Raw genomic sequence first — 17,893 nt, 5'->3', positions numbered from 1 at the left:
TCACGTCAATGTGTATTGAGGGAGGCAATAATGACTGCATGGGTATTGGTGGCAGACGCCAGCCGGGCGCGTATTTTCAGCGCCGACAAATCATTCAGTGAGCTTCAGGAGCTGCAGGATTTTGCGCATCCAGAGTCACGGCTCCACGAGCAAAGCATGCAATCGGACCGGCCGGGCCGGGTGTTTGACAGCGCTGGTGATGGCCGCCATGCGATGGGCAAGGAAAACCCGCCGAAAAAACACGAGGCAACGCGCTTTGCTAAGACCTTGTGCGAACACATAAACATGGGGCGGGCTCGCGGCGATTTTGAAAAACTCTATATCATCGCTGCACCTGCTTTTCTGGGAGAGCTGCGGCAAGGCATGAACCCGACCACACAAAAGGCCGTGGTCGAGGAAGTCAGTAAGAACTTAGCGACCCAATCCGTGGAAGAGATTCGCGCCCAGTTGCCGCAGTTTCTTTGATCTAAGTGCATCGCATGTTGCCGGAAGATACGCTGCGCTTACTGGCGCAAAAACTCGCCAAGCAATTACAGGATAACCAGCAGATGCTGGTGACGGCGGAGTCCTGCACCGGCGGCTGGCTGGCGAAGATCGTCACCGATCTGCCGGGCAGTTCTAACTGGTATGACAGTGGATTCGTCACCTACAGCAACCACGCCAAACAGCAAGCACTTGGCGTTTCAGCCGAGCTGATTGCAGAGCATGGAGCCGTCAGCCAAGCCGTGGTAGAGGCCATGGTTAGCGGTGCCCTAAAAAATAGTCAGGCTGAGGTAGCGGCGGCTGTCAGTGGCATTGCTGGCCCGGGGGGCGGCAGCGAATCCAAACCGGTAGGAACCGTTTGTCTGGCCGTGGGTTTGCGAGATCAGCCGCCCGTGGCACGTCAGGAGCACTTCAGTGGCGATCGAGAAGCGATTCGTTATGCAGCGATTAAGGTGTTGTTGCAGGAGTTACTTAGACTAACGGCCAAAAAATCCGCTTGAACGGTCATGGATGGCGTGGCGATTTGGTCGCCCGCTGTGCCATAATTTTGCGCTTAAGCCATGGACCGACCCCTTCAAGAGGACAAAGCATTGGATGAAAATCGCAAGAAGGCACTGAGCGCCGCGCTAGGACAAATCGAGCGGCAGTTTGGTAAGGGCGCCGTGATGCGCATGGGTGATGACACCGCGATCCGCGATATCGAAGTCATTTCCACCGGATCTTTGGCTCTGGATATCGCCTTAGGGGTGGGCGGACTGCCCAAGGGCCGCGTGGTCGAAATTTATGGGCCAGAATCCTCCGGCAAAACGACGCTAACCCTGCAAGTGATTGCCGAGTGCCAAAAAACCGGTGGCACGGCCGCGTTTGTCGATGCTGAACATGCCCTGGATCCGCAGTATGCGCGGGCGCTGGGCGTCAATGTTGATGATTTGCTGGTATCTCAGCCCGACACGGGTGAACAGGCTTTGGAAATCGCCGATATGCTGGTGCGCTCGGGGGCGGTGGATGTCGTTGTGGTCGATTCCGTGGCTGCGCTGACGCCCAAAGCTGAGATCGAGGGCGATATGGGGGACTCTCACGTCGGCCTACAGGCGCGCTTGATGTCACAAGCATTGCGTAAACTCACCGCCAATATCAAACGCTCCAATACTTTGGTGATTTTCATTAACCAGATCCGCATGAAGATCGGCGTGATGTTCGGCAACCCCGAAACCACGACCGGAGGTAATGCTCTGAAGTTTTATTCCTCAGTGCGCTTGGATATTCGCCGCATTGGCGCTATCAAAAAAGGCGATGAAGTCGTCGGCAATGAGACTCGCGTCAAAGTGGTCAAAAATAAGGTGGCCCCGCCATTTCGTCAGGCAGAGTTTGAGATCCTCTATGGCGAGGGCATCTCGCGCTTGGGTGAGGTGATCGATATCGGCGTGAAAGACGGGCTGGTCGATAAGTCAGGCGCCTGGTACAGCTACAAAGGCGATCGCATTGGTCAGGGCAAAGACAACGCTCGCATGTTCCTCAAAGACCATCCAGAGATGGCCTCTGAGATCGAAGGGCAGATACGCGCCACACACTTGACCAAGAAGACTGCCGCTAGCCCTGAGGAAGAAGCTGAAGTTGAGTGAGGAAACAGCGCTGCAGGTAGCGGTGCGTCTTTTGGCGCGTCGCGAGCACAGTCAGGGGGAGCTTGAGAAAAAACTGGCGCAGCGCGATTTCGATGAGCAACAGATTGCCACGGCGCTGTTACAATTATCAGAGCAAGATTTACAAAGCGATCAGCGCTTTGCCGAGATGTTTGTTCGTAGTAAAACGCAGCAAGGCCAGGGGCCCGTTCGCATTCGGTCGGAGCTTGTGCAACGCGGCGTGGCCGCCTCGGTGATTGAAGCCGCGTTTGCAGAGGCACAGTGCGATTGGTTAGCTTTGGCCAAAACGGTGTATCAGCGCCGCTTTGGGGGCAGTGTTGCCGGTAATTTTCAGGAAAAAGCCAAGCGCATGCGTTTTTTGCAGTATCGGGGTTTTACAACGGATATGATTCAGCAGCTCATGGAAAAAAACGGAACACGATGAAAAGTGCTGAGATTCGCCAAAGTTTTCTGGAGTATTTTCGCTCTCAGGGTCACGAGATTGTACCGACCAGCCCCTTGGTCCCGGGCAATGACCCCACCTTGCTGTTCACCAACGCCGGCATGGTGCAATTCAAGGAAGTATTTTTGGGCATGGAAGCGCGCCCCTATAAACGCGCTGTATCCTCGCAGCGCTGCGTGCGCGCCGGCGGTAAGCACAACGACCTAGAAAATGTGGGGTATACCGCTCGCCATCACACCTTCTTTGAAATGCTGGGCAACTTCAGCTTCGGTGATTATTTCAAACGCGACGCCATCCATTACTCATGGGAGTACCTCACCGAGGTGTTGAAACTGCCCAAGGAAAAGCTTTGGGTCACGGTGTATGAGACCGATGATGAGGCGTATGACGTTTGGGCCAATGAAGTCGGCGTACCCAAAGATCGCTTAACTCGCATTGGTGATGATCCCGGCGGTGGCTCGGATAATTTTTGGCAAATGGGTGATACCGGACCTTGTGGCCCCTGTACGGAAATCTTTTACGATCATGGTCCAGAGGTTTGGGGCGGTCCTCCGGGTTCGCCTGATGCCGATGGCGATCGCTACATCGAGATCTGGAACCTGGTGTTTATGCAGTATGAGCGGGATAAGTCCGGCACGCTGACACCCTTGCCCAAGCCCTCGGTGGATACCGGCATGGGTTTGGAGCGCTTGGCGGCGGTCTTGCAGGGCGTGCATTCCAATTACGAGATCGATTTATTCCAAAACCTGCTCAAAGCCGCCGCTCAGGCGGTGGAGACCGAAGATTTGGAATCGCCATCTTTAAAGGTGATTGCCGACCATATTCGCTCCTGCAGCTTTCTCATTACGGATGGTGTGCTGCCGGCTAATGATGGTCGCGGCTATGTCTTGCGGCGGATTATTCGCCGCGCTGCCCGTCATGGTCACAAGCTCGGCATGGATAAGCCCTTTTTCCATACTTTGGTAGCGTCTTTGGTCACTGAGATGGGCGAGGCCTACCCCGAACTACTTGCGGCTGCCGAGCAGGTTGAACGCGTGTTGCTGCAGGAAGAGGAGCGCTTTGCCGAGACCCTAGAACAGGGTCTGGGGCAACTGGAAGAGGGTCTGGCCAAGATCCGCGACAAGACCATTCCCGGCAGCCTCATTTTCAAGCTCTACGATACCTATGGTTTCCCGGTAGATCTGACCGGAGACATCGCCCGCGAGAAGGGTTTGGCCATGGATATGGCGGGTTTTGAACATCAGATGGAGGCGCAGCGTGACCGCGCTCGGGCGGCCAGCAGCTTTCAAATGGATGATGCTGGCAACCTTGCTCGGGGCATGAGTGAGTCGTGTTTCGTTGGCTATGACGGTACCGAAGACAGTGGCGATGTTCTGGCGCTGGGAGATACCACGGGTCAGCCTTGTGAGGTCTTGCTGGCGCCGGCTCGCGGTACGATGATCTTGGATATCACGCCGTTTTATGCCGAGTCCGGTGGGCAGGTGGGTGATACTGGGTTTATCGAGTCCGATCAGGGTTTGTTCGAGGTGCAGGACACGCGCAAGCAGGGTGGCGTGTTCATTCACTATGGCCAGATGGTGCGCGGGGAGATGCGCCAGGGCGTGCCGGTGGCTGCGCGCGTCGATGGACAGCGGCGCCAGGCCATTATCGCCAATCATTCGGCAACGCATTTATTGCATGCGGCATTGCGCGAGATTCTCGGCGATCATGTGGCGCAAAAGGGCTCTTTGGTGGCTCCGGATCGCCTGCGCTTTGATTTCTCGCATTCTGAGCCCATCACCCGCGAACAACTGCAACGCATCGAAACTTGGGTGAATCGTGAGGTGCGTGCTAATTATCCCGCTAAGGCGCAGGTAATGCCGATTAAAGAGGCATTGACGGCGGGCGCGACAGCTCTGTTTGGTGAGAAGTATGGCGATGAAGTGCGTGTGCTGACTTTGGGGCCTTATTCCATGGAGCTTTGCGGCGGTGTGCATGTGGCGCGCACTGGTGATATTGGCTTGTTCAAGATCATTGGCGAGAGCGGTGTGGCTTCGGGTGTGCGCCGGGTAGAGGCGATCACGGGTGCCGCGGCATTGGAGCATGTTCTTGCTATAGAATCAGCGCATGCTGCCGCTGCCGCGCTATTAAAAACAACCCCTGCCGAGTTCTTGGATCGTTTGCAACAGTCTCTTGAGCGGCAAAAACTATTAGAAAAGGAATTGTCGAGCTTGAAAGGTCGGCTAGCAACGGATGCTGGGGGACAGTTGTTGGAGCAGGCCGTTGAAGTGAAGGGTATTAAGTTGCTGAGTGCGCGTTTGGACGGCGCAGATCCCAAGTCGTTGCGCGATACTGTAGATCAGCTGAAGAACAAAATGGGCGAGGGCGTGGTGGTGTTGGCTACGGTTGCTGAAGGCAAAGTGAGTTTGGTGGCGGGGGTGACGGCCGCGCACAACAAAACCATTAAGGCCGGAGATTTGGTGAATATGGTGGCCGAGCAGGTGGGTGGCCGCGGTGGTGGACGGCCAGATATGGCGATGGCCGGTGGTAATGCGCCTGAGGGTTTGGATCAGGCACTGGCTTCGGTTTCTTCCTGGGTGGAGGCCCGGATCTGACATGGCTCTTTTGGTACAAAAATATGGCGGCACTTCGGTTGGCAGCATCGACCGCATCCAAAATGTCGCTGATCGCGTCATGGCCTCGCGTCGTGAGGGCCATGATGTGGTTGTTGTTGTCTCGGCCATGAGTGGCGAGACTGACAGGCTACTGGGTCTGGCGCGGGAGATTAGGCAGGGTATTGATGGCCGGGAGCTGGACGTGCTGCTGTCTACCGGAGAGCAGGTGACGATTGCGCTTTTGGCCATGGCTCTAGAGAGTAAGGGCTGTCCGGCACGTTCATACACCGGTGCCCAGGTGCATATCCGCACGGATAGCGCCCACAATAAGGCGCGAATTCAGGAGATTGATGGTGCGCGTGTGCGTCGCGATCTGGCAGACGGTCGAGTTGTGGTGGTAGCCGGTTTCCAAGGCGTCGATGAACACGGCAATATTACTACCTTGGGACGCGGTGGCTCAGATACGACGGCTGTGGCGTTGGCGGCGGCATTGAAGGCCGACGAGTGTCAGATCTTTACCGATGTCGATGGCGTTTACACCACAGATCCGCGTGTCGTGCCGCATGCTCGGCGCCTTGAGCGCATTACCTTTGAAGAAATGTTGGAGATGGCCAGCCTGGGATCGAAAGTGTTGCAGATCCGGGCAGTGGAGTTTGCTGGGAAATACAATGTACCCTTGCGTGTCCTGTCTTCTTTTAAGGAAGGCGAGGGTACGCTGATCACTTTCGAGGAAAGAAGTATGGAACAAGCCCTGATCTCGGGCATTGCCTTTAACCAGAACGAAGCGCAGCTGACGGTCGCGGGTGTGCCCGATCAGCCGGGTGTGGCTTACCGTATTCTTGGTGCGGTGGCGGATGCCAACATCGAAGTCGATATGATTGTGCAAAACGTGGGGGCAGATGCCACCACCGATTTCACCTTCACCGTGCATCGCAATGACTTTGCCAAAGCGATGGCTATTGTCGAGGCAGCTGCGGGTGAGTTGAGGGCTAGAGAAGTTTGCGGTGACGACAAGATTGTTAAGGTTTCTATTGTCGGTGTGGGGATGCGATCCCATGCCGGTATCGCGAGTAAGATGTTCCAGACCCTGGCGAAAGAGGGTATTAACATACGCATGATTTCTACGTCCGAGATCAAGATATCGGTTGTCGTCGACGAAAAGTATCTGGAATTGGCCGTACGTGCTTTGCATGATGCGTTCGAGCTCGAACAAGCGCCAGCCTGATACCCACGTTTGGGTCATTGCTAACATAAAATGGAGAGGTGGCTATGTTGATTCTCACGCGTCGCATCGGCGAGACGCTAAAAATTGGCGATAATATTTCGATTACTGTGCTGGGAGTGAAGGGCAATCAGGTGCGCCTAGGCATCGATGCGCCCAAAGATGTCTCTGTGCATCGCGAAGAAATTTACGAGCGTATCCAGCGCGAGGGCAGCTCTGAGGAGTCATGACTTCCTCTTAGGCTTTACGCCTGTGCGGTGAGCAGGTAAGATCGCGAACCTGTTGCAGCCTGTTGGTGTTTTTCTGCCGCTTGGCTCAGCGAGAAAAATAAACGCCGGAGAGGTGGCCGAGTGGCTGAAGGCGCTCCCCTGCTAAGGGAGTATGGGTCAAAAGCCCATCGAGGGTTCGAATCCCTCCCTCTCCGCCATTTTTTGAAAAAAAGGGGTACGACCCCTTTGATTGGGGTCGTACCCCTTTTTCTATGTCATCGACGCTCTTATCCACTTCCCAATACGCTGTGGAAATCATGGCCACCTTGGCGTTTGCGGCTTCCGGTTTGATTGAAGCGGCGCGTAAGCGCATGGATGCTGTGGGTATTGGCGTGGTGGCCAGTGTGGCGGCCTTCGGCGGCGGCACTCTGCGCGATTTGCTGCTGGACCGGCGTCCTTTATTTTGGGTGGATAACGTCGAACTACTGTGGCTGGTCCTCGGGTTGACGCTGCTGGCCATCGTCTTTTTGCGCAGTCGCCATTTAGAAATCACTGAGCGAGCCATGCTTTGGCCTGATGCCATCGGCTTGGGACTATTTTGCGCTGTAGGCACCCAAATCGCTCTGGAATTAGAAATGCCGCTTTTGGTGGCCGCCGTGATGGGTGTGATCACCGCTATTTTTGGCGGCGTGCTGCGGGATATGGTGTGTAATGAGATTCCGCGGGTGCTCAGTGATCACCGACCGTATGCAATTTGCGCCTTTATCGGCGCTTGGGTGTTAATCGCTGCCGATAGGGCTGGCTTCGAGGATTGGGCAAGCCTACTGCTGGCCGCTGTGGTGGCCAGCAGCCTGCGTCTGATCGCCGTTAAACTCGACTGGGAACTGCCGCGCTGGCGCGATTAGTCCACAAACCCCAATGGGCGTGCTATGACCGGGGCTGATGCGGCGTTGTTGCTCTTGGTGGGAGCGCTTTCCGGGTTTCTCAATGTGATGTCCGCCGGGGGATCGATGTTGACCCTGCCAGCGCTAATGTTCATGGGCTTGGACAGCACAACCGCTAACGGCACGAATCGCGTCGGCATTGCCCTCCAAAATGTCTCAGCGGCTTGGAAATATCGACGTTCCGGCCATCATGAGTGGGCACTGGCGTGGCGCCTGTCGATTCCCGCCATCATCGGTGCCATCGCGGGCGCTTATGCCGCGACCTTGGTCAGTGACGAGCTGTTTCGCTGGATTTTGATCGCGGTGATGATCGGCGCTTCAATACTGATGCTCATGCCTAAGGGGGCGGGCATTAAGACGCGGCGCTTGGAGCGTGATGAAAAATTGCGCTGGCCGATTATTTTGGCGCTGCTGGCTATTGGTTTTTATGGCGGGTTTATACAAGTCGCCGTCGGCATACTCTTTATCGTGCTGTTGTACCGCGTGCTTCACTTGGATTTGATTCAAGTGAATATCCTGAAAGTCCTGATCATTTTGATTTACACCATCCCGGCACTGGCGATTTTTATGGGATCCGGGGCTGTGGCCTGGAGCTACGGCTTGATTCTGGCGGTTGGTAGCATGACCGGTGCCTGGCTGGGTGCGAAACTTACCCTCGGCCCCAGTGGCGCGCGTTGGATCACGTGGCTGACGCTGGCTATCATCGGCGTCATCATCGTCAAACTCATCCTCGACTTCTAAAAATGGGGTACGACCCCATTTGGGGTCGTACCCCTCTAAGGGTTGGGTTTGGTTGGCCTCAGGATTTAATTGGGCAGGGACTTTATCTCAGGCGGGCGGAGCTTTGACTCATGAGGCCGCTGGTTTCTGGTGGGCGGCGATGCCTGAGGATAAGCGCCCGGTGAATGCAGAGTGGTGGGAGACGGGCGTGTTGCCAGTTTGGGATGAACAATTTGGTGACCGCCGTCAGGAGCTGGTTTTCATTGGGATTGATATGGATGCTGCCGCGCTGAGTGCTAGGCTGGATGAGTGTTTGTTGACGGATCAGGAGCTGGCTTTTGGGCCTGAGCATTGGAAGTGCTTTGAGGATCCGTTTCCGGTTTGGCGGCTGGGAAGCCTTGAAGATCAGTCGGCCAATGCTCAAGATACCACTGAGGAAGCTTCATAAACTCCAATCCCCCTCGGGGAAGGAATCGGCAATGCGCGGCTGGGTGGTGCTCTGGGTCTTGGTTTGCGCGGTATTGACCTTTCCGGTTCAGGGCAATGACGAACTGGACCTGCAATTTCATAAGCAGGACGGCCGCTATCATTTTGCGATGGATGCGTGGTTTTCTGCCGATCCGAAGCAGGTCTGGGCGGTACTCACTGATTATGCCGCGCTGAGCGATTACTCCCCCAGTATTCAATCGGCGCACCTCATGCGTCGTGAGGGCAACGAGGTTGAGGTGCTCACGGTACTCAGCGGCTGTGTGCTGATGTTTTGTCGATCGATTCGGCGCCTAGAACAAGTCACCGAGATCGCTTTTCAGGAAATCATCGCCGTTGTTGTGCCTGAACACAGTGATTTGCTTTACGGATTCACGCGCTGGCAGCTTGAGCCTGAGGGTGAGGGTACGCGGCTGCAGGTTGAATCTGTGGTTCAACCGGATTTTTGGGTCCCGCCTGTTCTGGGTGCGCGCATGATGCGCCGCGATTTCAATGAGATCGCTCGCGGTATCTTCGCCGAATTGCGCTGAAAATGGGGTACGACCCCATTTGGGGTCGTACCCCATGCATTGTTTTCGGCTATGATCGCGCCATGAGCGCGAATGCGGGGTCGTACCCCATTTTTTATGACGCAACGTAGCTGGCTGGGCGCCTTGGGGGTGTACCGCCACCCGCGGGTGGTGGGTATGCTGTTTTTGGGGTTCGCGGCGGGTCTGCCCTTGCTGTTGGTGGGCGGTACATTCACGGCTTGGCTGCGAGATCTGGGCGTTGAGCTAGCGGCCATCGGCTTTCTCAGCTGGGTGGGGATGGCCCACTCGATCAAGATTTTCTGGGCGCCGGTGGTGGATCGCTTCTCACTGCCGGTGTTGACGCGTGTTTTTGGGCGACGACGGTCATGGATGTTGCTGGCGCAGGTGGTGATTGCCGCGGCGCTACTGGGTATCGCGCTAACCGACCCCACCGAGCATCTGTGGCTGGTCGCGGTCTGGGCCATTCTCGCGGCCTTTGGCTCAGCGACTCAGGATATTGCTATTGATGCCTACCGCATTGAGGCGGTCAGCGCGGATCGCCAGGGGGCGATGGCGGCGACTTATATCTTTGGTTATCGCGTGGCGCTGCTCGCGGCTGGGGCAGGCGCTTTGCATATCGCGGCAGCTGGCAGCTGGTCGACGGCCTATGCGGCGATGGCATTGCTTATGGGTGTCGGCATGATCACCACCTTGATCATTCGCGAGCCGGAAGTGGAGGTCTCTGCCGCCACCCAGCAGCTAGAGCAGCGGGTTGTAGACTATTTGGATCGCACCCGCCACCAGGGGCTGCGGCGAAACATCACGGCGTGGTTTATCGGCGCAGTGGTGTGTCCGTTTGCGGATTTTTTGCGTCGCTATGGCCAGATGGCCTTGGTGATTCTGTTGTTCATTGGCGTGTTTCGCATCGCCGATATTTTCATGGGGGTGATGGCCAATCCGTTTTATTTGGATTTGGGGTTTAGTAAACAGCAGATCGCCAATATCGCCGCCGGCTTTGGTTTGGCGATGACGCTGACTGGCGCGGCCTTAGGCGGCCTATTGGTGATGCGCTTTGGCATCACGCGCATGCTCATTCTGACGGCTTTTCTAGCGCCACTGACCAACCTGACGTTTTCTTGGCTGGCGACTCTGGGGCCCGAGATGTACGGCCTCGCGTTAGCGATTATGGCGGATAACATTAGTGGTGGCATGGCCACAGCGGTATTCATCGCTTATTTGTCGAGTCTCACCAATACCGCCTACACCGCCACTCAATATGCGCTGTTTAGCTCATTTATGACCTTGCCGGGACAGTTTCTGGCGGGTTTTACCGGTGTTTTGGTCGAACAGATCGATTGGTTTTGGTTTTTTATCTCCTCAGCTTTGATCGGCATCCCGGCGATTGTTTTGGCCTTTGTTTTGGCGCGTTACGCCAATCCTGACCAAGCGCGAACGAACAGGTAGGATAGGGGTCCAAATCCATTTTCGGAGGACTTCTATGAGCTTTAACACCGAAGCGCATCCCGCTGTGGCACCCCAAGCCCCCGCGCAAACCCAAGGGTTTCGTTTTAATCACACTATGGTGCGCGTTAAAGACCCGGCCGTATCCCTGCAGTTCTACAGCACCGTTTTTGGCATGCGTTTGCTAAGAACCCTCGATTTCCCGGAAATGGACTTTAGTCTGTACTTTCTGGCGCACATCAGCCCAGATCAGCCTGCTCCTGAGGACGAAGCGCAGCGCACGGCTTGGACTTTCTCACAGACAGGCGTGCTGGAATTGACGCACAACTATGGGACGGAGAATGATCCCAACTTTGCCTACCATGACGGCAATGCTGAGCCGCAGGGATATGGTCACATCTGCTTTGCGGTGCCGGATATCGACGCGGCCGAGCGTTGGTTCGATGACAACCAAGTCACCTTTATCAAGCGCGCCAACGAAGGTGGCCTTAAAGGAGTCATTTTTGTCAAAGATCCAGACGGCTATTGGATCGAGGTGGTGGCTGCGGCAGCTTTAGCCAAGCTCGGCAGCTGATCGCGCATGGCACCGCACCCGCAGAATGTCCTCAAAGTCTATGTCCCTGGCTTATTCGCGCCGCTAGCGCGCTGGACTCAGGAGTATGAGGATTTAGGCCGCTATCCGCTATTGGAGGCGTGGATGGGCCGCGCGCAAGCGTTTGGTGAGCGCCCGTGTTTTACAACGTTGCTGGAGTCTGCGGCATCGCTGCGCGCACCTGGTAAGGTGGCGACTTTTTGCGCTGATCCCGTGCATCTACAGGCCGGCATGGAAGATGTGTTAGTGACGGATGCGGGGCGCCTTAATATCAGCAACGCTGAGGCTGAAGCGGCCATAGCGCTGCTCAATGAAGGCTTCGGCGAGCGTGGCTGGCAGTTTTTTGCCATGACCCCCAGTCAATGGCAAGTCACGCTGGCTCAGCCTGTGGAGGTACGCACGCAGCCGCTGCGCGCTGTCGCCGGACAGGCCATGACCGCTTATCTACCGCAAGGCCCAGGTGCCCGTTCTCTCATCGCTGAGCTTACAGAGATGCAAATGCTGTTGTATGGCGCGCCCTTCAACGAAGAGCGAGAGAGCCGCGGTCAGCCGACCATCAATGGCGTTTGGCTTTGGGGTGAACAGCCCATTCCGGAGCGCGTGCCAGGTCATGGAAGTGATGAGGTCTGGATAGTGGTTGAGCAGGGCAGCAGCCTAATCTGGCCTTGGCAGGCGATGGCAGAGGCCATGGGTGCCCAGTGTCGGCGCCAGTCGCTCACCGAGACGAAGACTTGGATCCAGGCTTTAAGCGCCTCTGACGCGGCTCAACACTGGCTGATCTGCCCGTGGCTAGAGTCATCCGTGGCCTATGATGATGTGGGCGCCTGGATGCCGGTATTGAGCGAGTTAGATCAGGGTCTGTTCGCCGCCTTAAGCCAAGCCCTAGATCAGGGCAAATGGTCAGCGCTTGAGTTGCTGGATGATCAAAGTGCCGTGCGCATTGCCCCAGGCAAGCGTTGGCAATTTTGGCAAAAACCTCTGCCGCTGGCGCAGTGGTGTGAAAAGCTGGAGCAATGACATGACGGCACTGTTGAGTCTTGAAGGTCTGAGTAAATCAGTAGTCGAGGGAACGCAGCGGCGCGTGATTCTCGATGGCGTCGATGCCGAGGTGCAAGAGGGCGAGATTATTGCCCTGCTGGGCCGCTCAGGAGCCGGCAAATCAACGTTATTGAATGTGTTGGCGGGGATTGAATCGGCCGATGCAGGCCGCGTGCTTTTAGAGGGCCAAGACTTAAATCGCCTCAGTGAGCGCGAGCGTACCCTGTTTCGCCGCGAACACATTGGCTTTGTCTATCAATTTTTTAATCTGCTGCCGACCCTAAGCGTCGCCGAGAACGTTGCCTTGCCGCTGGAGCTGAATCACAAATCGGAGATTCAGGCGCGGGTGATGGAGATGCTCAGCCTGGTGGGACTGGCTGATCGCGCTGCCAGCTATCCTGACCGGCTCTCGGGTGGCGAACAGCAGCGGGTGGCGATTGCGCGGGCGTTGGCGCATGCGCCGCGCTTAGTATTGGCCGACGAGCCCACCGGGAATCTGGATGCCGAAACGGGCGCGCAGGTCATGAGCTTGTTGCGCGACCTCGTCAAAAAACGGGGTCGTACCCTGATTTTGGTGACGCATAGCGCTGAGGTCGCGGCGATTGCCGATCGTATCTGGCGCTTGGAGCAGGGGCAAATACAGGTGGAAGCGATCGCGTGAGGCTGCTGGCCGCCAAAGCGCTGTGGCGAGACTACCAGCAGCGGCCGTGGCAGGCGGTGATGGCGCTGGTGGGCATCGCCCTGGGCGTCGCGATTGTCATCGCCGTGGATTTGGCCAATAGCAGCGCGACGCGAGCCTTTGCACTGTCTTTAGATACGGTCACTGGCCGCGCCACGCACCAAATCATCGGCGGCCCAGCGGGCATTGACGAAACACTGTATGCGCGGCTGCGCCAAGCCGGGTGGCGGGATAGCGCGCCTGTGGTGGAGGGCTATGTGCGCATACAGGGCGAGACCTTCACATTGATGGGGGTGGATCCGTTTGCTGAAGCGGGCTTTCGTGATCAAGCCAATCCGGGCTCAGGCGGCGAGTTTGGGGCCTTGCTGACGACGCCAGGGGCGATTGTGTTGGCTGAGGCGACGGCGGCGCGCCTGGGTTTGTCGCTGGATCAGCCTGTGCTGCTGTCGATACAGGGCCGCGAGGCGACGGCCCGCGTGCTGGAGGTGATCGCCGATGACACGCCAGGGCTGGAGGGTTTGGTGTTCACCGATATTAGCCACGCGCAACGGTTTTTACAGCGGCCGGGGCGGCTGGACCGTATTGATTTGATTTTGCCCGGCGAGGTGCCCGCTGAGCTTTTAGCGATGTTGCCGCCGGATGTGGAGCTTATCGAGACGCAGGTGCGCAATGCCGCGACGCTGCAATTAACCCGAGCTTTTCACATCAATCTCACCGCCATGAGCTTATTGGCTTTGTTAGTGGGTGGGTTTTTGATTTACAACGCCATGGTGTTTTCAGTGCTGCGTCGGCGCCCGATTCTGGCGCGTCTGAGGTTTCAGGGCGTCACCCGCGGGCAGCTGTTTGGCATGGTGCTGAGTGAGGCTTTGGTATTGGCGGTCTTGGGCAGTGCTGTGGGGATATTACTCGGCAGCCTTCTGGGGCAGTGGTTGCTACAGTTCATGACGCGCACGATTCGGGATTTGTATTTCGTGCTCAGTGTCACTGAGGCGCCGCTGACCACCGTGCTTGTGCTCAAAGGCTTGTTGTTGGGGCTTGGGGTCACCTTGTTAGCGGCGCTGAGCCCGGCGTTGGAGGCGGCTAGGGTTTCGCCAGCCGATGCGCTGCGCCGCTCGCACCTGGAGTCCTCTGCCGGACGGCTTTTGCCGTGGCTGAGTCTGGCTGGTTTGCTGATGATCGTCGTCGGTGCGGTGATGGTGGTGATGCCCAGTCAAAGCCTGTTGCTGGGTTTTGTGGCGCTATTTTTACTCATTTTGGGCGGGGCATTTTGGGTGCCCAGCCTGCTGTCCCTAGCCAGTCGAAGCTTGGGGCAGAGCTTGGGTAACTGGCTTGACGCGGTGAGTAGGGTTGCGATTCGCGGTGTGCGCGCTGGCATCAGTCGCACCGGCTTGGCAGTGGCTGCCTTGACGGTAGCCGTTGCCGCCACCATCGGTGTGGGGATTATGGTGGCGAGTTTTCGCATGACTGTGGATGTGTGGTTGGGGCAGACGCTGCAAAGTGATATTTACCTGAGTGCGCCGGGAAGATCTGGGCTGGGGGCCAGTCCGCGCTTGCCCGAGGGCTTGTTTGATGCGGTTTTGGGGCTGCCCGCTATGGCAGAGGTGTCGGCAGCGCAGCGCGTGCCGGTGCAGTCTTCCGCGGGTACGGTAGAGCTCATGGCGGTGACCCCAGCTGAGCGCACGGCGATGGGCTACCACTACCGCAGCCAGAGCATGGATGCGCGCTCGATTTGGCAAGTCATGCAGCAACAACCCGCCGTGACCATTTCTGAACCGCTAGCCTGGCGCACGGATCTTAGGGTAGGCGACGCTCTCACTTTGCGCACTGATCAAGGTTTGGTGGATTTCGAGATCCTCGGAGTATTTCAGGAATACGGTTCCGATCGCGGCTTGGTGACAATGCACCGGCAACAGTACGATCGCTGGTGGGCTGACGGCAGTATCGCTTCACTGGGGCTTTATTTGCATGAGGGGGTGGCTGTGGCAGAAGCCATGGATGCATTACGGCAGCTGTTGTCGGGTTGGGATGCGGAAGTCTTGGTCACTTCAAGCGGTGAGATTCGTGAGCTGTCGATGGAGATTTTTGATCGCACTTTTGCCATCACCCATATCTTAAGACTGCTGACTGTGGGCGTGGCCTTTGTCGGAATTTTCAGTGCGCTCACGGCGTTGCAGATGGAGCAGGTGCGCGAGAATGCGCTATTGCGGGCCACGGGCATGACCCCATGGCAGTTGGGGCGCATGGTGGTGAGTCAAAGCTTGGTGTTGGGATTGGTGGCCGCTGTGGCGGCGATCCCGTTGGGAGTGATGATGTCGGTCGTCTTGATTGAGGTGATTAATCAACGTTCCTTTGGCTGGAGTATGCAAACGCTGATTTCGGCTCGGGTTTTGTGGGAGGGCGCCCTGTTGGCTTTCGCGGCGGCGCTTTTGGCAGGGCTTTATCCCGGCTATCGCATGGCGAGGACTTCGCCAGCGCTGCACTTGCGCTCGTCATGATGCGGTTTTCATGGGTCTGGATGCTGATTTGCGCGGCCGCTGTGGGTCTGGGCGTCTTTTTATTGTCTGGATGTCAGCCGCAGTCCGATATGGAGTTAGGCGGTGGTGGCGGCAGTGTGGATGTGGCGCAAGCCCTGGGGGGAGATCCCGATCCACGCTATGCGCGGGCGCTGGAGGTTCGTGAGTTTGTGTTCCCGGAGGATCACGGCCCGCATCCCGAGTTTCTTAATGAGTGGTGGTATGTGACGGGGAATTTGGATGGCCCTGAAGGACAGCGTTTTGGCTTTCAGATCACCTTTTTTCGCTTTGCCTTGTCTCCTGACGAGGCGCCAGAAGAGTCGAATTGGGCGACGCATCAGGGTTGGATGGCGCATTTGGGGCTCACTGATGTCAACGCAGATCAGCATTATGCGTATGAACGTTTTTCACGCGGCGCTGCCGGGTTGGCCGGAGCACAGATCGATCCGTTTCGGGTGTGGTTGGATGACTGGCAGTTGATCTCATTGGCGGATAATGATTTTCCTTGGGCGTTGCAGGCGGGCACCGAAGAGATGGCTTTGCAACTGCGCTTCATGTCGCTCAAAGATAAGGTGTTTCAGGGTGAGCAGGGGCTGAGTCGAAAATCTGAGATGCCAGGTAATGCCTCGTACTACTTTTCCATGACGCGGCTGGCGACTGAGGGATCATTGCGCATCGGCGATGAGAGCTGGACTGTGTCTGGGCTTTCATGGATGGATCGCGAATGGAGTACCAGTGTTTTAGGGGAGGGTCAGATCGGTTGGGATTGGTTTTCCCTGCAATTGGCCGATGGGACAGATGTGATGGCCTATGAACTGCGGCGCGAGGATGGCACAGTAGATCCCATTAGTAAGGGTTTATGGGTAGAGGCGGGGCGCGATGCGCACCACACCGTGCTTTCGTTCGATGAATACGAGATCACCGTGCTGGAAACTTGGCAAAGTCCCAGTGGCGCGTTGTATCCCGTGGCTTGGCGCATTGTGTTTCCTGAGCGCGAGCGGGAACTGGAGGTGCGGGCTGTGCGTCCCAACCAAGAGATGAATCTCAGTGTGCGCTATTGGGAAGGTGCGGTGGATGTGTTTGAACAAGGCCAAGCGGCGGGGCGCGGCTTTGTCGAGTTAACGGGTTACTAATCATTTTTTTCAGGGAGATAAAATGATCAAAAACAGTAATAAAGAAGTTTTATCTACAGTAAAACTTAAAGTATGGGATCTGCCGGTTCGACTATTTCATTGGCTGTTGGTGGCCCTATTGGTCGGTCTTTGGTGGACCTCTCAAGATGTGATGACCATGAACTGGCATATGTACTTGGGGTATGCGCTGTTGGCGTTGCTTTTGTTTCGCGTTTTGTGGGGAATTTTTGGCAGTCGCTCAGCACGTTTTACGGATTTTGTGCGCGGTCCCATCAGCGTTTTTCGCTACGTTAAAGGTTTGTTCAGCGGAGAACACCGCATTCACTTGGGGCATAACCCTCTGGGCGGTTGGTCGGTGATCGCGCTGATGGCGGCTTTGACCTTTCAGGGGATTTCCGGGCTATTTGCCAATGATCAGATCTTTAACCGCGGGCCGTTTGCGCGCTCGGTGAGCTCCAGTACCAGCGATTTAGTCACCACCCTGCACAAGAGCAATTTCGATCTGATCTTGATTTTGGTTGGGATTCATATTGCTGCCATCTTGTTTTATCGCTTTGTAAAGCGCGATGACTTGGTCAAGCCGATGATTACCGGGCGTAAAGCCGTGCCGGCGAATGCCGATCTCAAGGAAGTCGTCTTTGCTCAGCTTTGGCTGGCCGCCTTGCTAGCGAGTGTGTCTGCCGGGGTGGTTTGGGCAGTCATCACCTATTTGCCATAAAAAAAGGGGTCAGACCCCAATTGGGGTCTGACCCCATCCTTGGGTTTACTGGCGGAAGTCGTCGTGGCAGGTGCGACAGCTGCGGCCGACGGCACCTACTGCGCCACGCAGTTCGCGCTCACCGGCACCGGATTCGACGGCGGTCATCAGGTTAGCGGTGGCTTGCTGGAACTCTTCGGCAAGCTGATCAAAGCGCGCGCGGTTGGTCCAGACGGCGGGCAGCGCACCGGTGTTGCCTAAATCAGAGCCATCCACATAGCCCTGCCAGGGCATGTCAGCGACGCGGTTAAGCTGCTCGGCATGCATGGCCAGCACGTCGCGATCAAACGGACGATCGCCGGAGGCCATCGCCCCCATTGGGCCCATATTCCACACAAAGACCTGGAATACGCCTTTGCGGTAATCAATGGCATCATCTGGATCAACCGCTTGAGCAGCGCCCATAGCCATCGCCAATACCGTACCAGCCAAAATTGCTTTGCTTAAAACTCGCATGCAAATCTCCCTATC

At 56.7% G+C, this 17,893-nt stretch carries 18 protein-coding genes, 1 tRNA gene and 1 pseudogene; 19 read left to right on the top strand and 1 reads right to left on the bottom strand.

Going from position 1 to position 17,893, the window contains the following annotated elements; all coding sequences use genetic code 11:
* Positions 1-30 precede the first annotated feature (30 nt).
* The 19 genes and pseudogenes from CKX93_RS00550 (at position 31) to CKX93_RS00460 (ending at position 17,383) form a co-directional block, all read left to right on the top strand.
* The gene (locus tag CKX93_RS00550) at positions 31-465 is read left to right on the top strand and encodes a host attachment protein (protein ID WP_076754312.1); all 435 of its coding nucleotides are present in this window, start codon (positions 31-33) and stop codon (positions 463-465) included.
* A gap of 14 nt (positions 466-479) precedes the next feature.
* Complete coding sequence (locus CKX93_RS00545) at positions 480-983, top strand: CinA family protein (protein ID WP_076754310.1); 504 nt, start codon at positions 480-482, stop codon at positions 981-983.
* A 90-nt stretch (positions 984-1,073) separates the two neighbouring features.
* Entirely contained in the window at positions 1,074-2,105 is a 1,032-nt protein-coding gene (recA, locus tag CKX93_RS00540; RefSeq protein WP_076755173.1) for a recombinase RecA, read from the top strand.
* Positions 2,098-2,547 carry a regulatory protein RecX gene (locus CKX93_RS00535; RefSeq protein WP_159435508.1) on the top strand — a complete coding sequence of 150 codons (450 nt, stop codon included), beginning with the start codon at positions 2,098-2,100 and terminating at the stop codon, positions 2,545-2,547. Before recA ends, CKX93_RS00535 begins: the two co-directional genes overlap by 8 nt.
* Positions 2,544-5,159 carry an alanine--tRNA ligase gene (gene alaS, locus CKX93_RS00530; protein WP_076754308.1) on the top strand — a complete coding sequence of 872 codons (2,616 nt, stop codon included), beginning with the start codon at positions 2,544-2,546 and terminating at the stop codon, positions 5,157-5,159. The genes CKX93_RS00535 and alaS overlap by 4 nt, the downstream gene beginning before the upstream one ends.
* A 1-nt stretch (position 5,160) precedes the next feature.
* Positions 5,161-6,384, top strand: coding sequence for an aspartate kinase (locus CKX93_RS00525; RefSeq protein ID WP_076754307.1), 1,224 nt, complete (start codon positions 5,161-5,163; stop codon positions 6,382-6,384).
* A gap of 44 nt (positions 6,385-6,428) precedes the next feature.
* On the top strand, positions 6,429-6,611 hold the full coding sequence (gene csrA / locus CKX93_RS00520) for a carbon storage regulator CsrA (protein ID WP_076754305.1): 183 nt from the start codon (positions 6,429-6,431) through the stop codon (positions 6,609-6,611).
* 106 nt (positions 6,612-6,717) lie between these two features.
* Positions 6,718-6,808 (top strand) — tRNA-Ser (locus tag CKX93_RS00515).
* 99 nt (positions 6,809-6,907) lie between these two features.
* Positions 6,908-7,495, top strand: a complete 588-nt coding sequence (locus CKX93_RS00510) for a trimeric intracellular cation channel family protein (RefSeq protein ID WP_234982763.1) — start codon at positions 6,908-6,910, stop codon at positions 7,493-7,495.
* A gap of 24 nt (positions 7,496-7,519) precedes the next feature.
* The gene (locus tag CKX93_RS00505; protein WP_076754302.1) at positions 7,520-8,275 is read left to right on the top strand and encodes a sulfite exporter TauE/SafE family protein; all 756 of its coding nucleotides are present in this window, start codon (positions 7,520-7,522) and stop codon (positions 8,273-8,275) included.
* A 22-nt stretch (positions 8,276-8,297) separates the two neighbouring features.
* Positions 8,298-8,702 (top strand): annotated as a pseudogene (locus CKX93_RS00500) (CobW C-terminal domain-containing protein); the annotation flags it as partial.
* 31 nt (positions 8,703-8,733) lie between these two features.
* Positions 8,734-9,270, top strand: a complete 537-nt coding sequence (locus CKX93_RS00495) for an SRPBCC family protein (protein WP_076754300.1) — start codon at positions 8,734-8,736, stop codon at positions 9,268-9,270.
* A gap of 96 nt (positions 9,271-9,366) precedes the next feature.
* Positions 9,367-10,713: an AmpG family muropeptide MFS transporter gene (locus CKX93_RS00490; protein WP_234982762.1), complete on the top strand. Its 1,347-nt coding sequence runs from the start codon at positions 9,367-9,369 to the stop codon at positions 10,711-10,713.
* A 34-nt stretch (positions 10,714-10,747) separates the two neighbouring features.
* On the top strand, positions 10,748-11,284 hold the full coding sequence (gene gloA / locus CKX93_RS00485; RefSeq protein ID WP_076754297.1) for a lactoylglutathione lyase: 537 nt from the start codon (positions 10,748-10,750) through the stop codon (positions 11,282-11,284).
* Positions 11,285-11,290: 6 nt separating this feature from the next.
* Complete coding sequence (locus CKX93_RS00480; RefSeq protein ID WP_076754296.1) at positions 11,291-12,319, top strand: hypothetical protein; 1,029 nt, start codon at positions 11,291-11,293, stop codon at positions 12,317-12,319.
* A 1-nt stretch (position 12,320) separates the two neighbouring features.
* The gene (locus CKX93_RS00475; protein ID WP_076754294.1) at positions 12,321-13,001 is read left to right on the top strand and encodes an ABC transporter ATP-binding protein; all 681 of its coding nucleotides are present in this window, start codon (positions 12,321-12,323) and stop codon (positions 12,999-13,001) included.
* Positions 12,998-15,514, top strand: a complete 2,517-nt coding sequence (locus CKX93_RS00470; RefSeq protein ID WP_076754292.1) for an FtsX-like permease family protein — start codon at positions 12,998-13,000, stop codon at positions 15,512-15,514. Before CKX93_RS00475 ends, CKX93_RS00470 begins: the two co-directional genes overlap by 4 nt.
* Positions 15,511-16,665, top strand: coding sequence for a lipocalin-like domain-containing protein (locus CKX93_RS00465; RefSeq protein WP_234982761.1), 1,155 nt, complete (start codon positions 15,511-15,513; stop codon positions 16,663-16,665). The genes CKX93_RS00470 and CKX93_RS00465 overlap by 4 nt, the downstream gene beginning before the upstream one ends.
* 22 nt (positions 16,666-16,687) lie before the next feature.
* Positions 16,688-17,383, top strand: a complete 696-nt coding sequence (locus CKX93_RS00460; protein WP_076754290.1) for a cytochrome b/b6 domain-containing protein — start codon at positions 16,688-16,690, stop codon at positions 17,381-17,383.
* A gap of 45 nt (positions 17,384-17,428) precedes the next feature.
* On the opposite strand, the gene CKX93_RS00455 is transcribed toward CKX93_RS00460, so the two are convergent.
* Positions 17,429-17,878, bottom strand: a complete 450-nt coding sequence (locus CKX93_RS00455; RefSeq protein WP_084178577.1) for a c-type cytochrome — start codon at positions 17,876-17,878, stop codon at positions 17,429-17,431.
* Positions 17,879-17,893 lie beyond the last annotated feature (15 nt).

Origin of the sequence: Ectothiorhodosinus mongolicus (genome assembly GCF_022406875.1) — a bacterium.
Classification (GTDB): Bacteria; Pseudomonadota; Gammaproteobacteria; order Ectothiorhodospirales; family Ectothiorhodospiraceae; genus Ectothiorhodospira; species Ectothiorhodospira mongolica.
This window is presented reverse-complemented; position numbering and strand designations above follow the sequence as displayed.

Bases quoted from the DNA above. Each gene is read 5' to 3' on its own strand.
- csrA (WP_076754305.1), top strand. From the start codon at position 6,429: ATGTTGATTCTCACGCGTCGCATCGGCGAGACGCTAAAAATTGGCGAT.
- gloA (WP_076754297.1), top strand. From the start codon at position 10,748: ATGAGCTTTAACACCGAAGCGCATCCCGCTGTGGCACCCCAAGCCCCC.
- CKX93_RS00525 (WP_076754307.1), top strand. From the start codon at position 5,161: ATGGCTCTTTTGGTACAAAAATATGGCGGCACTTCGGTTGGCAGCATC.
- alaS (WP_076754308.1), top strand. From the start codon at position 2,544: ATGAAAAGTGCTGAGATTCGCCAAAGTTTTCTGGAGTATTTTCGCTCT.
- CKX93_RS00465 (WP_234982761.1), top strand. From the start codon at position 15,511: ATGATGCGGTTTTCATGGGTCTGGATGCTGATTTGCGCGGCCGCTGTG.
- CKX93_RS00480 (WP_076754296.1), top strand. From the start codon at position 11,291: ATGGCACCGCACCCGCAGAATGTCCTCAAAGTCTATGTCCCTGGCTTA.
- CKX93_RS00460 (WP_076754290.1), top strand. From the start codon at position 16,688: ATGATCAAAAACAGTAATAAAGAAGTTTTATCTACAGTAAAACTTAAA.
- CKX93_RS00545 (WP_076754310.1), top strand. From the start codon at position 480: ATGTTGCCGGAAGATACGCTGCGCTTACTGGCGCAAAAACTCGCCAAG.
- CKX93_RS00475 (WP_076754294.1), top strand. From the start codon at position 12,321: ATGACGGCACTGTTGAGTCTTGAAGGTCTGAGTAAATCAGTAGTCGAG.
- CKX93_RS00495 (WP_076754300.1), top strand. From the start codon at position 8,734: ATGCGCGGCTGGGTGGTGCTCTGGGTCTTGGTTTGCGCGGTATTGACC.
- CKX93_RS00455 (WP_084178577.1), bottom strand. From the start codon at position 17,878: ATGCGAGTTTTAAGCAAAGCAATTTTGGCTGGTACGGTATTGGCGATG.
- CKX93_RS00490 (WP_234982762.1), top strand. From the start codon at position 9,367: ATGACGCAACGTAGCTGGCTGGGCGCCTTGGGGGTGTACCGCCACCCG.
- CKX93_RS00510 (WP_234982763.1), top strand. From the start codon at position 6,908: ATGGCCACCTTGGCGTTTGCGGCTTCCGGTTTGATTGAAGCGGCGCGT.
- CKX93_RS00550 (WP_076754312.1), top strand. From the start codon at position 31: ATGACTGCATGGGTATTGGTGGCAGACGCCAGCCGGGCGCGTATTTTC.
- CKX93_RS00505 (WP_076754302.1), top strand. From the start codon at position 7,520: ATGACCGGGGCTGATGCGGCGTTGTTGCTCTTGGTGGGAGCGCTTTCC.